The sequence below is a fragment of the Faecalibacterium sp. I3-3-33 genome, from assembly GCF_023347295.1.
Classification (GTDB): domain Bacteria; phylum Bacillota; class Clostridia; order Oscillospirales; family Ruminococcaceae; genus Faecalibacterium.
This window is the reverse complement of record NZ_CP094469.1, coordinates 303,697-316,320: the sequence shown is the minus strand read 5'-3', so window position 1 is coordinate 316,320 and position 12,624 is coordinate 303,697. Positions and strand designations below refer to the sequence as shown.

The window sequence follows — 12,624 nt, the reverse complement described above, 5'->3', positions numbered from 1 at the left end:
TTATTCCACAATCTTGCCATCCTCAATGCGGACAATCCGATCTGCAAGGCGGGCAATGTCGTTGTTGTGGGTAATCATCACAACAGTTTGCCGGAACTCCGCACTGGTACGCTTGATAAGCCCCAGCACCTCGGCGCTGGTCTTGCTGTCAAGGTTGCCAGTCGGCTCGTCGGCCAGCACAATAGCCGGTTTGGTAATCAGGGCGCGGGCAATCGCCACACGCTGCTGCTGTCCGCCGGAAAGATTGTTCGGCATATTTTTCAGTTTATCTTCCAGTCCCAGCAGGTGAACGATCTCGTCCAAAAACTTCTGATCCACCGTGTCCCCGTCCAGCTCCACCGGCAGGACAATGTTCTCATACACATTCAGAATGGGAACAAGGTTATAGTTCTGGAAGATAAAACCGATGTTGCGGCGGCGGAAGATGGTAAGCTGTTCGTCGTTCATTTTCGACAGCTCTTTGTCCCGGACAATCACATTGCCGGAAGTAGGGGTGTCCAGCCCGCCCATCATGTGAAGCAGGGTAGACTTGCCGCTGCCGGAGGTTCCCACAACGGCCACAAACTCGCCGTCATTTACGGAGAAGTTCACGCCGTCAAGGGCGCGGGTGATGTTCGGCTCTGTGCCGTAATACTTTTTCAGGTCGATAGTCTGTAAAATGCTCATAAAATTCAATCCTTTCTTTGTTTGTTGTAAATGTGGAACGCTGCTGCGCCGGTGGCCGCCAACTGCACCAGAATCAGCACAGCGAACAGACCGAAGCTCTCATAGTAGAACAATTCATCCCAAAATAGGAGAACATCACAGAGAGCAGTCAAGGCAACCGTCCAGCGGATGTGCCGGGCCAGCCATTGCCGGAACACCAGCACAAGGGCAACGGGCGGGACGATCAGCAGCGCCAGATTCAAAATCAAGGTCGGGGTCAGTTCCATTGCGTCGCCTCCTCACTTTTGTTGATAAGGGTATTGTAAAACCCAAATGTCCGCGAAATGTTACAGCGGCCAAAAATTTTCATTGAAAATCGGGGTGAAATGTTACAACACTCGGACATTTCAAAAATTCTTATGACAATTCCCGTATTTGATCTACCAGAGATTGTTTTTTTATCTGCCGAATTGCCAAATACGAGAAAAGCATTTGGACGGCAAGCATCAGTATAAAATAACTGAACATTTCAACTGTCGGAAAATGATAGCTTACTTTTCCAAAAATACTCATTGCACTAAAGACGGTGCAGAGAAGATACCCGATAAGAGTTCCGCATGATATGGAAAGAAGAAGCACCCCTAATGTATAGAACAAGCCCTCTATCAATAACATTTTTGAAAGCTGTTTACTGCTCAAACCAACCGCTTGCAAAACACCCAGTTCTCGCTTCCGGGTCAAGATGTTTGTTATCAGTGTGTTTAGCAGATTGATAATGCCAAAAACCCCGATAAACATAACAAAAATGTAGACTGGCATACGATAGTTCAATAGTTTTTCGTTGTATGCCTCTACCCAATCATTCAAGGTACTAACATAGAGGCTGGAAGTCGGTGGAATTATCTTTTGGATTTCATCTTTTGCGGCTGCCCATTTACTGTCATCTGTATCTACAATAAATTGATAATTGAGGTTTTCAATAGGAACGATCTTTGACAGCATTTCTAAAGGAATAAATAGCGTATCATATCCGCCATACGGGATATTAGCGTCCACAATTCCCATTACTTTTACTTCCAATGTTTGTCCGCCAACTTCAATCAGAAGTTCGTCCCCAATCGCTGCATCCCACCCAAAAGTTTCTTTCCACTGTGGGCCATTTTCAATAATAATGCCATTGTTTTTAAGTAGTTCCTGCAAATCTGCTGTACCATCAATCAAATATTGCTCAATCAATTTTTGAGAGCTTCGTGTATATGCGTCTGAAACAATCGGTTCAATATCTCCCGTTGGCATACGAACATTCAAAACGGTGCCTTGGTATTCTTTTATTTCTTCCACACCATCTATGTCCAAAATGGATTCTCTAAAATCTTCTGTAAGCAGATTCGATTTTTGGAGTTCTGAATATTGTTCGCTGTTATGTGCCTGTGGCCCGTAATCGCCTAATTCAAGGCGAATTTCTCCGTAAGGAAAACTCCTACGCGCCATCGCTAAAGGATCAATGGAATTAAAATATGCAGAGCTTGCCATCAGCAAAATTCCACATACCCCTAACGACAGAATCGTTAAGGCGGTTTTCTTTCTGTTCCTTGCAAAATTAAGAAAAGCTAAGTTTTTTGCGGATAGAGAACGATGTAACACTTTTGTACTGTTGGACATTACATCATTATTGCTCGCCATATAACGGACTGCTTCAATAGGCGTAACATGAGCAGCAATCTTGGCTGGCTTAATTACAGCAATCATAACGCATAAATACACAAACAGAGCTGTGACAGCGGCAATTACAAATACCATTAAAGTGTTCCAGCCTTGCGGGACAAGGACATATCCCGCTATTGCACCGGCTAATATTCCAATCGGAATACCAATTTTGGAAAGATGAAATCCCTCTCTAAAAACGATTCTTTTCATCTGTTTTCCAGTTGCCCCTATTGTCCGCAGTTTTCCATATTCTTTTGTTTTTCTGGCTATGGACACATAGAACAGACTGTAAATAACAAGGGTACACGCCAAAGCGATAATAAGACTGATAAATGCTATTACAGTGATATATTGACTGCTTCTCTGTTCAATGAGAGAAAAATAATATGTTGAAAACTGCATTTGCTCCGGCTGTATTTTCAATTCTCTGCACAATGTTGATAATTCAGCTTGTATAGCAGCCTTAGACCAACCATCAGATTCATTCAAACGGATATAAGCGGAGTATGCCGGTTCGCTGAGCTTGTTTTCAATATAGGACTGCGACACGAATACGGAATAATTTGAATTTTCGACAGGCAAAATACCACATAAGGTATAATCTTTTTCTCCATCTCCCAGATTTAACGATATAATATCGCCCACGGATTTGGACAATCCAGCTCTATCAAGAAACGCCTTTGTGATAGCAATTTCATTTGTAGATTTGGGCAATTCCCCCTCCAAATCAGGATATTTTGCTAATTTCATTAGTGTTTCATCCATTGAACGGACGGTTAATTTGTAGTCCCCATAAGATACTAAACCCAATAAATGACTTACACCCACTTGAACCCTACTGTCATTTACTAATTTTGTAATGGTATCATTATCGACTTCATTGATAATTGCTTGATAACGCCCAGCTGCATCATTTAATGATTTTCGCTGCGAAGCAAAAAAATACAAGGTCGTTGTCATTATCAAGCAGGTAGCTAAGGCAATCGTAATGATAATGAGGATGTTTCTACTTTTATCTGCTTTTAAGTTTCGTTTTGCCAACTTTTTTGTAATGGCGCTTGTATCGTTCTCAAAAGGCCATGTCATAGTTGTATCACCTCCATATTTGATAAGGCCATTGTAAAACCCAAATGTCCGCGAAATGTTACAGCGGCTAAAAAATTTCATTGAAAATCGGGGTGAAATGTTACAACGCTCGGACATTTCAAAAAAATTTACGGCGGGCAGCCGGGAATGGCCGTCCGCCGCGATTTATTTTGTAGGCAGCATAATGGAAAATTCTGAACCCTTGCCCGGCTCCGAAACCACTTTGATATAGCCACCCTGCCGCGTTACGATCTCGCGGGCCAGATACAGGCCAATGCCCACGCCCTGCTGTTCGTGTACTTCTTCCTCACGATAGAAGCGCCGGAAGATGGCGGCCTGATTGCTTTCGGAAATGCCCTTGCCGGTGTCGGTCACTTTGATCTCCACATACATTTCCCACAGCACCACCGACACAGCGATTTTCCCGCCTGCCGGGGTGTACTTCACCGCATTGTCCAGCAGGTTAAAGAGGGCTTCGGATGTCCACTTGCTGTCATGAGAAAAGGCCAAATCCTCCGGGCAGTCCACGGACACGGCGATTTCCTTTTTCTCCGCTGCATACACGATCCCACTCATGGCCTGCGCCACGGTATCAAAGAGGCGGCCCGGCTTCTTATCCAACTGGATCACGCCCGTTTCCAGCCGTGAGGTTTTCACAAGGGCCTGAAAGAGAAAGTCCAGCTTATCCGTCTGGCTGCGGATTCCCCGGATAAAGTCGGTGCGCTCCGCCTCGGTCATGGGCTTTTCCAGCAGGGTGTCCGTCGCCATTTTCAGATTGCTCACCGGCGTTTTCACCTGATGGGAAATATCTGATACAAGGGTCTGTAACTCCTGCCGTTCCTCGTCCACCCGGCGGCGGTTCTCCTGCATGATCTGGTAAAGCCTTGCCAGCCGGTGTCCGATTCTGGCAAGCTGGGTTTCGCTGTCCTCCGGGCGCTGGGGCGCTTCATTCCCGGCGATCATGTGGTCTAAAGTCTGGCACAGGTCAGCGGTAAACTGCGACAGCCGCGTTCCAAACGCCTGCGTCAGTACAAAAATCCCCACAAGGGCGCACAGCAGCAGCACCCCGCCCGTCAGCAGCACCGCCGTCTGTTTTGTCACAAAAAACAGGGCTATGGTGATCCCGGACATGGAGAGGGCAAGCCCTATTGCCACCCGGCCAAACAGCCGCTTTACCGAGAGGTTTTGAAACTTCATTTTGCCTCGCCTCCCGTCCATTGATAGCCCATGCCGTAAACGGTCTTGATGTAGGGTGCGCCGCCGTCGGCTTCAATCTTGCTGCGAATCCGGCTGATGGAGGTTGTCAGGGTGTGTTCGTCCACAAACCTTTCGTCTATATCCCACAGCTTTTCCAAAAGCTGCCCACGGGTCAGCACTTGCCGGGGATTTTTACGGAACAGGTTCAGCATTTTGTACTCCATCGGGGATAGGGTCAGGGGCTTGCCATTTAGGGAAGCCGTCTGCTCCGAGAAGTCCAGAAACAGCCGCCCGTCGTCGTAAATGTCCTTGGCCGGTTTGTGGTGTTCCAGCATGGCAAACATGGCTTTGATTTTCCGCTGCAAGGCCCCGATCACAAAGGGCTTTGTGATGTAGTCCACCGCGCCCACCTCATAGCCCCGTATCTGGTCGCTCTCCTGATCGTTGGCGGTTAGGAAAATCACGATGGTGTCCGGGTGTTGGGGCTTTATCAGCTTGCACAGCTCAAAACCATTTCCATCCGGCAGGTTGATGTCCAGCAGCACTAAATCAAATTCCCGCTGGCGGATGGCGGCGGCTGCGGTTCTGGCATTTAGGGCAGAAGTCACGCCGTAGCCGTCTGCGGTCAGGTTATAGTCTAACATCTTATTCAAAAAACTGTCGTCCTCGACAATTAAAATCTGCTTCATATCCTCACTTCCTTTGCTTTTTGCAGATAGTATAACAGGCAAATGTCCGAGAATTGTTACAAGGACAAATATATTTATCATTTTACAGCTTTTTTATGTGTACTGCAATTTTATAAAAGAAAGGACAGCAGTATCATCAAATTGCTGTCCTTGCGGTTTATTATAGCTGGTAGTGTATAAGCGTGGGTTCATCATATTTGGTGTGGTATCTTTAACTATGGGAAACTCCGTTTTCCCACTTGGACACTGCCTGACGGCTTACGCCGATGCTCTCGGCCACGAACTCCTGTGTCATCTTGCAGCGGGTGCGGTTCTCCTTGAGCATCTCGGAAAGTGACTTGCGCACGATTTTGACTTCCTCCGTGAGCTTCGGCGGCTTTTCCAGATTGCGGGCGATGCGCCAGAGCAGATAGATTGCCGCCACGATGGCGACCGGGATCAGGATCCGGAACAGGATATTGGTATAGCGGTAGAACTTTTCCAGCAGCAAAACTCTGCGAAGCCAGGCATCCGCCTGTTCCTTAGTCGCTTCCTGCGTTTCTACTTCTATGACCTTAAGCAGGGCAACAGCAGTTCGGTTCAGCAGGTTCATCATAGCGGGTTCCTCCTTTGGCATTTTCCGGTTGGATTTTCTGTGGCACGATTTTAGCACAAAAGCCCGGTTGCGTCCACCAACCAGAGCGCAAACTCCGGTTGCGGCGCGTATTTTTAGCCTATTCTGATAGATAATTCACAAAAACGTTGCATCTGCATCGTTGCAACGGGCAAAACCTATGGTATACTATAAGGGATATCCGGGCAGGCATTTCTGCCCCCCAACACCCCCGCTGCGGGGTCAACACAAAAGGAGTATTGTAGCGTTATGGTTCGCATTACTATGGAAGACGGCGGCATCATCGACATCGAGCTGAACGAAGATGTTGCCCCCATCACCTGTGAGAATTTTAAAAAGCTGGTCAAGGAAGGCTTTTACAACGGCCTGACCTTCCACCGTGTCATCCCCGGCTTTATGATCCAGGGCGGCTGCCCGCTGGGCACCGGCACCGGCGGCCCGGGCTGGAACATCAAGGGCGAGTTTGCCGCTAACGGCGTCAACAACCCCCTCAAGCACACCCGGGGTGTGATCAGCATGGCCCGCAGCATGAACCCCAACAGCGCAGGCAGCCAGTTCTTCATCATGCATCAGGATGCACCCCATCTGGACGGCCAGTACGCCGCCTTCGGCAAGGTGGTTGCCGGCATGGACGTTGTGGATAAGATCGCTGCTGTCCGCACCGACTGGAACGACAAGCCCACCACCCCGGTCAAGATGAAGACCGTGGAGCTCATCGAGGGCTAATTTTAAATGCAAAATAGCGGAACACCCTGCGGGTGTTCCGCTATTTTTTAACCCTCTCAGGCGCTCCCGCGCCAGCTCCCCCGAAGGGGGAGCCAAGTCATAAAGTCCAGCACTAAAGTGTTAGGACAAAAGAGGCCGTTTCTCATTGCGTCCTTCTTTGTGAAAAGGGGATCCCGGAGCGTCCGCAGACGCTCCGGGATCCCGAAATAAAAATCAAATTCCTTGAATCATGGCCAAAGCGCACGCGGCGGCCATTTCAAATCGTTTTCAGCAGCCTTCCTTTTCAGCCAGCTTGCGGCCCATGAGCACGCCCATGACCGAGGCCATCATCAGCCCGCGCGTCCAGCCGGAGGAGTCGCCCAAGCAGTGCAGGCCCTGAATGTTGGTATCAAGGTTCTCGTCCATCTTCACCTTGTTGGAGTAGAACTTCAGCTCCGGGCTGTACAGCAGGGTCTCGTTGGCGGCAAAGCCGGGCACGACCATATCCAGCATCTTGATGAACTCAATGATATTGGTCATGGCGCGGTAGGGCATGGCGGCGGTGATATCACCGGCCACGGCGTCCTTCAACGTGGGCTTCACGTTGGACTGTGCCAGTTCCTTCTGCCATGTGCGCTTGCCGTCCAGAATATCGCCGTAGCGCTGCACCATGATGTGGCCTGCGCCCAGCATATTGGTCAGCTCACCCACCTTCTGGGCGTAGGCGATGGGCTGGTTGAAGGGCTCGGTAAAGTTGTGGGACACCAGAATGGCAAGGTTGGTGTTCGGGCTCTTCTTTTCCTTAAAGCTGTGGCCGTTGACCACCGCAAGGTCGTTGTCGTAGTTCTCCTGCGCCACAAAGCCGCCGGGGTTCTGGCAGAAGGTGCGCACCTTGTTCTTCCACGGCTTCGGGTAGCCGATGAGCTTGGACTCATACAGCACCTTGTTCACCTTTTCCATCACCTCGTTGCGGCACTCCACGCGCACGCCGATGTCCACGGTGCCGGGCTTGTGGGCGATGTGGTGCTCTGCGCAGAGTTTTTCCAGCCAGTCTGCGCCGCGCCGTCCGGTGCCGATGACCACCTCGTCCGCATACACGGGCAGCAGGCTGTCGCCGTCCTTCAGCAGCACGCCCTTGCAGCCTTCCTCTTCCAGAATGATATTCTCGCACTCGGTATTGAAGCGCATCTCCACGCCGTTGTCTGCCAGATAGTTCTGGATAGCCAGATACAGCTCCTGTGCCTTCTCGGTGCCCAGATGGCGGATGGGGCAATCCACCAGCTTCAGACCCGCGTGGATGGCGTTTTTGCGGATTTCCTTGATGTCCTCACCGGTGTAGATGCCCTCCACATGGGGGTCTGCGCCGAACTCCAGATAAATTTTATCGGTGTAGTCGATGAGCTCCTGCGCAAACTCCTCCCCGATGAGGGTGGGCAGGTCGCCGCCTACCTCATAGGACAGGCTCAGCTTGCCGTCCGAGAACGCGCCCGCACCGGAAAAGCCGGTGGTGATGGCGCAGGTGGGGCGGCAGTTGACGCAGTGGCCTACCTCTGCCTTGGGGCAGTGGCGCTTTTCCACCGGCTTGCCCTTTTCCACCAGCAGCATCTTCTTTTTGCTGCCGTGGCGCAGCAGCTCCACAGCGGTAAAGATGCCGGCAGGGCCCGCACCCACGATGATCAGATCGTACTTTTCCATGATATTGTTCCTTTTTCCTTTCTATTTTGACAGGGGCTTACTTTCGCTCCTCCTGCTCCACGGTGGCGCTCTCGTCCACATGGTCCAGCTCTACGGCGGTAGCCTCTGCATCGGTGCGGGTCACGTCCGGGGCAACAACGCCATCGCCGTTCAGGTCCTCACCGGTGATGGATTCCAGCACGGACTGGGTCTCCGGGTGCAGCTTGGCAAAGCGGCGCACCGCAAGGATGGTGTACAGGGCGCTGAGCAGGTTGATGGCACCTTCCACGATCAGGATAACGCCGATGGCCATCACCAGCGTTTCCATGGCGCCGAAGGGGTTTGCGATCAGCACCACGCCCAGCACCACGCTGAGCACCGGCAGCAGCAGAAAGCCCTTCCAGCTGTCGTAGCCGCAGCGGCGCAGGTCCAAGGCGTTCTGCACCCGGCCAATGGCGTCAAAGATGACGAACAGGCCGAACACGATGGGCAGGATGCTTACCACGATATCGCTGCGCAGCAGCAGAAAAACACCCAGTGCAAGGCAGACAAGGCCGGAGATCAGGGTAAGCTGGCTCTGGAACACCCCGCGCTCCACCACAAAGTAGCGGATCAGCTGCACCGCTGCGCAGGCCAGCACCACGCCGCCCAGCGCGTAGCAGACGATGTTCAGCGCCGTGCCGGGCTTCATGACCAGAAAAATGCCCAGCCCGACGTACAGCAGGCTCATGAAGATCAGGTTCCACTTCAGCTTTTTTACCATAGAGATCACGTTCCTTTCGTTTGCAGGGCCGCTGCCCGCACCCGGGTCAGTGGTACAGGGGTGCGATGGTGGTCTTGTTGATACGGGCATAGAAGGCCAGACTCATCAGGATGCTGACGACTTCCGCAATGAGGAAGGCCCACCAGACATTGTTGACATTGCCGGTCTGTGCCAGCAGCCACGCCGCCGGCAGCAGCACGAACAGCTGACGGCAGACCGAAACGATCAGGCTGAAAACGCCGTTGCCCAGCGCCTGAAACACCGAGCTGAGCACGATGCTGACGCCTGCCAGCAGGAAATGCAGGCAGATGATGCGCATGGCCGGGATGCCGATGGCCAGCATGGCATCACTGGCGGCAAAGATGCTCAGCACCAGCCCGGGCGCGAACTGGAACACGCAGAAGCCCGCCAGCATGATGCCTTCGGCGTAGCACACCGACAGCTTGATGGTCTTTTTCACGCGGTCCGGCCTGCGGGCACCGTAGTTGTAGCCGATGATGGGCACCATGCCGTTGTTCAGGCCGAAAATGGGCATGAACACGAAACTTTGCAGCTTGAAGTAGACGCCGAACACCGCCACCGCCGTAGCCGAGAAGGCCATCAGGATCAGGTTCATGCCGAAGGTCATCAGGCTGCCCACGCACTGCATGGCGATGCTGGGCAGACCCACGGTGTAGATGCGGCCAATGGCCTTGGCGCTGGGACGGAAGCCTTTGAAGCTGATCTGGATATCTGGGTTTTTGCGGGTGTTGAAGTACAAGGTCATGCCTGCACCGCAGAACTGGCCGATGACCGTAGCCACCGCCGCGCCGGTGGTGCCGGACAGTGCCTCGCCGCAGTAGCCGAAGATGAAGATGGGGTCCAGAATGATGTTCACCACGGCACCCACCAGCTGGCTGATCATACTCAGATGGGTGCGGCCGGTGGCGGCCAGCAGCTTTTCGCCCATGGTCTGGGTGAAAATGCCCAGACTGAAGATGCAGCAAACCGACAGATACTGAATGCCCTGCTGCGCGATGACGGGGTCACTGGTCTGGGCGTAGAAGTAGGGCTTCATGCAGGTAAGGCCGATGACAAAAAACACCGCAAAGCTGCACAGGGAAAGGAAGATGCCGTTTTCTGCGGTGGTGTTGGCGCGGCCCTGGTTCTTCTCGCCAAGGCTCTTGCTCAGCAGGGCGTTCACGCCCACGCCGGTGCCCACGCCTACGGCGATCATGACATTCTGCAATGAAAAGGCCAGCGATACGGCGGTAAGGGCGCTCTCGCTGACATGGGACACGAACACCGAGTCCACCACGTTGTACAGCGCCTGCACCAGCATGGAGATCATCATCGGGATGCTGAGTTTCAGCAAAAGGGGATTGATCTCCATGGTGCCCATGATATTTTCCCGCACCTCGGCGGGTGCGGTCTGCGATTGATTTGCTTTCACGATTTCTCCTTGCCGGAAATGTGGGCAGGGCACAGAAGCGCCCTGCCCACGTTCTGTCGTTGTTTATTGGGTCTTGCTGGGGGTCACAGCGTCTTTTCCTTGGCGGCGGCTGCGTCTAAGATCATCTTTACGCAGGTCTCGCGGCCAAGGGCGGCGTTGATGGCCAGATCGTAGTTATGGGCATCGCCCCAGCGGTTCTGGGTGTAGTAGTTGTAGTAGGCCGAGCGGTTGCGGTCGGTCTTTTCCACCTCTTCCTTGATGCCCTTTTCGTCCTTGGCTTTTACCAGAGGGTTCGTCTTGGCGTACTGCAAGCGCCACTCCTTGGGTGCATACACGAACACCCGCAGCACGTCCTTGCGCTCCCGCAGAACGTAGTCACCGCAGCGGCCAAGGATCACGCAGGGGCCTTCCTCGGCCAGCTGCTTGATGATACGGCTCTGCAGAATGAACACCTGATCGCCCAGCGGCAGCTCGTTACCCATGGTGTACAGGCTGTACAGCAGGCTGTGGGTGTGCCGTTTCTCGCTGGCGGCAACAGCCTCCTCCGACAAGCCGGAGTTCTTTGCTGCCATGGTGATCAGCTCCTTGTCGTAAAGCTTGATGCCCAGCGCATTTGCCACGTCCTCTGCGATGTAGCGTCCGCCGGTGCAGTACTCACGGCCCAAAGTGATGATCGTCTTTGCCATAATGTGTTCCTCCTGTTTCATATATGCCCTGAAAAAGCTTACGGCTGTGCCGGGGCGTCCCCGGTCTGGCCATTGGCTTTGGGTTCTGTGCTGGCGGGCGCAGGCTTCGGCTTCGGCAGCCGTACCTCTGCTACCCGCATGGTGCCGGTCTGGTCCACTGCATACACACTGCAGCGCCCGCCTGCGGCCAGCAGCTCCGGCGGGAACTGTACCCCGCCATCCTCGGTGCGGGTACAGCGCAAAAAGGTGCGGTGGGCGGTGGTGGCGTGCGCCACGCCATCGTGGGGCGCGCAGGCGATCCAGCCGGAAAAATCCTCCGGCAGGTCTGCGGGTTCTCCCCGCCGCTCAAAGTAGTAAACGCCCGGCTCTGTGCCGGCGCGCAGGTCGCAGCGCAGCCGCCGGGGACGGTCGGCCTCGGCCTCCCGCTGCTTTGGCCGCAGGGCAATGGCCTTGCCGGTAAAGTAGCGCATAAAATCCACCAGCGCCATGGTGCAGTTCACTGCGCCGTTGGTATCGGCGGTAGGGTCGTTCAGCAGCACGAAGTCTGCCATTACGGCGTCATTGTGACCGAAACCGTGCAGCCCCATCCACAGCCGCACCGGGTCGCGCTGACCGCGCACCCGCCGCTCCACCTGCACTGCCACCGAGCAGCCGTCGTGGATCTGCTCCCGCAGGTCGGCAAGATCCATCCACGCCTGCCAGCAGGGGTAGCCGCAGCAGCCTGCGGCGGCTGCCGCAAAGGCGGTATTGCCGGTAGAGCGGGTGCTGCCGTCCTCCATGGCGTAGGCCACTTCTTCCGGCAGGATATCCTCGCCCCAGCGGTTCATCAGCGCCGCCATGACCAGCGGCAGGTCCATCTCCCGCCCAAAGCTGGGGTCGTGGGCGGAAAGGCAGTATTCCGGCAGATAGAGCCGCCGGTTCAGCGGGTGGCCGTTGTGCTTTTCCCACGCAAGGGGACGCACCGCCGCTGCCAGCAGACGCACCGCCGGGGTGACTTTATCGTTGTTGGTGGAAAGGTTCACCTGCAGCTGCACGCCGGTGCCGCCGCCCGGGGCGGCTACCGTGACGGTATCGCCCATCAAAAAGATCATGCCGTCCTCGCTCTGGCTGGACACGCTGCACCGGGGGTAATCCGGTGCCCACTTGCCAAAGCTCATCCAGCTTGTCCACGCCCCTGCTGCGTACACCCGGCAGCGCACCTCCACCATGGTGTCCCGGGGTGCGTGGGCGTTCCAGCTGACGTTCAGGTTGCAGAAGGCCGGCATGGCAAACTCCGGGGTGGTGTAGCTGCCGTACAAAAGGCTGCGCCCGGCCACACTGTCCAGCACCAGTGCGCCGTTTTCCAGCGCAAGGTTGTCCAGCTGCCCGCGGGAAAAGGTCTCTGTCCCCTGCAGCACAAGATTATTCCGTTGTTCCATGGGACATCG

General features: G+C 54.0%; 12 protein-coding genes. 1 reads left to right on the top strand and 11 read right to left on the bottom strand.

Annotated features, from left to right (window positions below; translation table 11 throughout):
* The 6 genes from MTP39_RS01385 to MTP39_RS14070 form a co-directional block, all read right to left on the bottom strand.
* Positions 1 to 666, bottom strand: coding sequence for an ABC transporter ATP-binding protein (locus MTP39_RS01385; protein WP_071422048.1), 666 nt, complete (start codon positions 664 to 666; stop codon positions 1 to 3).
* A gap of 5 nt (positions 667 to 671) precedes the next feature.
* Positions 672 to 932 carry a hypothetical protein gene (locus tag MTP39_RS01380; protein WP_009244706.1) on the bottom strand — a complete coding sequence of 87 codons (261 nt, stop codon included), beginning with the start codon at positions 930 to 932 and terminating at the stop codon, positions 672 to 674.
* A 130-nt stretch (positions 933 to 1,062) separates the two neighbouring features.
* Entirely contained in the window at positions 1,063 to 3,438 is a 2,376-nt protein-coding gene (locus MTP39_RS01375; protein WP_033143517.1) for an ABC transporter permease, read from the bottom strand.
* 165 nt (positions 3,439 to 3,603) lie between these two features.
* A complete protein-coding gene (locus tag MTP39_RS01370) occupies positions 3,604 to 4,635 on the bottom strand; it encodes a sensor histidine kinase (protein ID WP_173703787.1) in 1,032 nt (343 codons plus the stop codon).
* Positions 4,632 to 5,324, bottom strand: a complete 693-nt coding sequence (locus MTP39_RS01365; protein WP_249241167.1) for a response regulator transcription factor — start codon at positions 5,322 to 5,324, stop codon at positions 4,632 to 4,634. Before MTP39_RS01365 ends, MTP39_RS01370 begins: the two co-directional genes overlap by 4 nt.
* A gap of 211 nt (positions 5,325 to 5,535) precedes the next feature.
* Entirely contained in the window at positions 5,536 to 5,919 is a 384-nt protein-coding gene (locus MTP39_RS14070) for a helix-turn-helix transcriptional regulator (RefSeq protein WP_442899409.1), read from the bottom strand.
* Positions 5,920 to 6,186: 267 nt separating this feature from the next.
* On the opposite strand from MTP39_RS14070, the gene MTP39_RS01355 reads away from it, so the two are divergent.
* Positions 6,187 to 6,663 carry a peptidylprolyl isomerase gene (locus tag MTP39_RS01355; RefSeq protein WP_249241166.1) on the top strand — a complete coding sequence of 159 codons (477 nt, stop codon included), beginning with the start codon at positions 6,187 to 6,189 and terminating at the stop codon, positions 6,661 to 6,663.
* A gap of 267 nt (positions 6,664 to 6,930) precedes the next feature.
* Here the strand turns inward: MTP39_RS01355 and MTP39_RS01350 are convergent, their stop codons facing one another.
* From MTP39_RS01350 to MTP39_RS01330, 5 genes are all read right to left on the bottom strand, one after another.
* The gene (locus MTP39_RS01350) at positions 6,931 to 8,337 is read right to left on the bottom strand and encodes an NAD(P)/FAD-dependent oxidoreductase (protein WP_005921675.1); all 1,407 of its coding nucleotides are present in this window, start codon (positions 8,335 to 8,337) and stop codon (positions 6,931 to 6,933) included.
* A 37-nt stretch (positions 8,338 to 8,374) separates the two neighbouring features.
* Positions 8,375 to 9,079, bottom strand: coding sequence for an HdeD family acid-resistance protein (locus MTP39_RS01345; RefSeq protein ID WP_249241165.1), 705 nt, complete (start codon positions 9,077 to 9,079; stop codon positions 8,375 to 8,377).
* 46 nt (positions 9,080 to 9,125) lie between these two features.
* Positions 9,126 to 10,511, bottom strand: a complete 1,386-nt coding sequence (locus MTP39_RS01340; RefSeq protein WP_249241164.1) for an MATE family efflux transporter — start codon at positions 10,509 to 10,511, stop codon at positions 9,126 to 9,128.
* Positions 10,512 to 10,594: 83 nt separating this feature from the next.
* Positions 10,595 to 11,197: a cytidylate kinase-like family protein gene (locus MTP39_RS01335; protein WP_217285469.1), complete on the bottom strand. Its 603-nt coding sequence runs from the start codon at positions 11,195 to 11,197 to the stop codon at positions 10,595 to 10,597.
* Positions 11,198 to 11,235: 38 nt separating this feature from the next.
* Positions 11,236 to 12,615, bottom strand: a complete 1,380-nt coding sequence (locus tag MTP39_RS01330; RefSeq protein ID WP_249241163.1) for a hypothetical protein — start codon at positions 12,613 to 12,615, stop codon at positions 11,236 to 11,238.
* Positions 12,616 to 12,624 lie beyond the last annotated feature (9 nt).

What these genes read in the sequence shown, in the direction of transcription:
- MTP39_RS01380 (WP_009244706.1), bottom strand. Translation starts at nt 932, where the DNA reads ATGGAACTGACCCCGACCTTGATTTTGAATCTGGCGCTGCTGATCGTC.
- MTP39_RS01385 (WP_071422048.1), bottom strand. Translation starts at nt 666, where the DNA reads ATGAGCATTTTACAGACTATCGACCTGAAAAAGTATTACGGCACAGAG.
- MTP39_RS01335 (WP_217285469.1), bottom strand. Translation starts at nt 11,197, where the DNA reads ATGGCAAAGACGATCATCACTTTGGGCCGTGAGTACTGCACCGGCGGA.
- MTP39_RS01375 (WP_033143517.1), bottom strand. Translation starts at nt 3,438, where the DNA reads ATGACATGGCCTTTTGAGAACGATACAAGCGCCATTACAAAAAAGTTG.
- MTP39_RS01365 (WP_249241167.1), bottom strand. Translation starts at nt 5,324, where the DNA reads ATGAAGCAGATTTTAATTGTCGAGGACGACAGTTTTTTGAATAAGATG.
- MTP39_RS01345 (WP_249241165.1), bottom strand. Translation starts at nt 9,079, where the DNA reads ATGGTAAAAAAGCTGAAGTGGAACCTGATCTTCATGAGCCTGCTGTAC.
- MTP39_RS01370 (WP_173703787.1), bottom strand. Translation starts at nt 4,635, where the DNA reads ATGAAGTTTCAAAACCTCTCGGTAAAGCGGCTGTTTGGCCGGGTGGCA.
- MTP39_RS01355 (WP_249241166.1), top strand. Translation starts at nt 6,187, where the DNA reads ATGGTTCGCATTACTATGGAAGACGGCGGCATCATCGACATCGAGCTG.
- MTP39_RS01330 (WP_249241163.1), bottom strand. Translation starts at nt 12,615, where the DNA reads ATGGAACAACGGAATAATCTTGTGCTGCAGGGGACAGAGACCTTTTCC.
- MTP39_RS14070 (WP_442899409.1), bottom strand. Translation starts at nt 5,919, where the DNA reads ATGATGAACCTGCTGAACCGAACTGCTGTTGCCCTGCTTAAGGTCATA.
- MTP39_RS01350 (WP_005921675.1), bottom strand. Translation starts at nt 8,337, where the DNA reads ATGGAAAAGTACGATCTGATCATCGTGGGTGCGGGCCCTGCCGGCATC.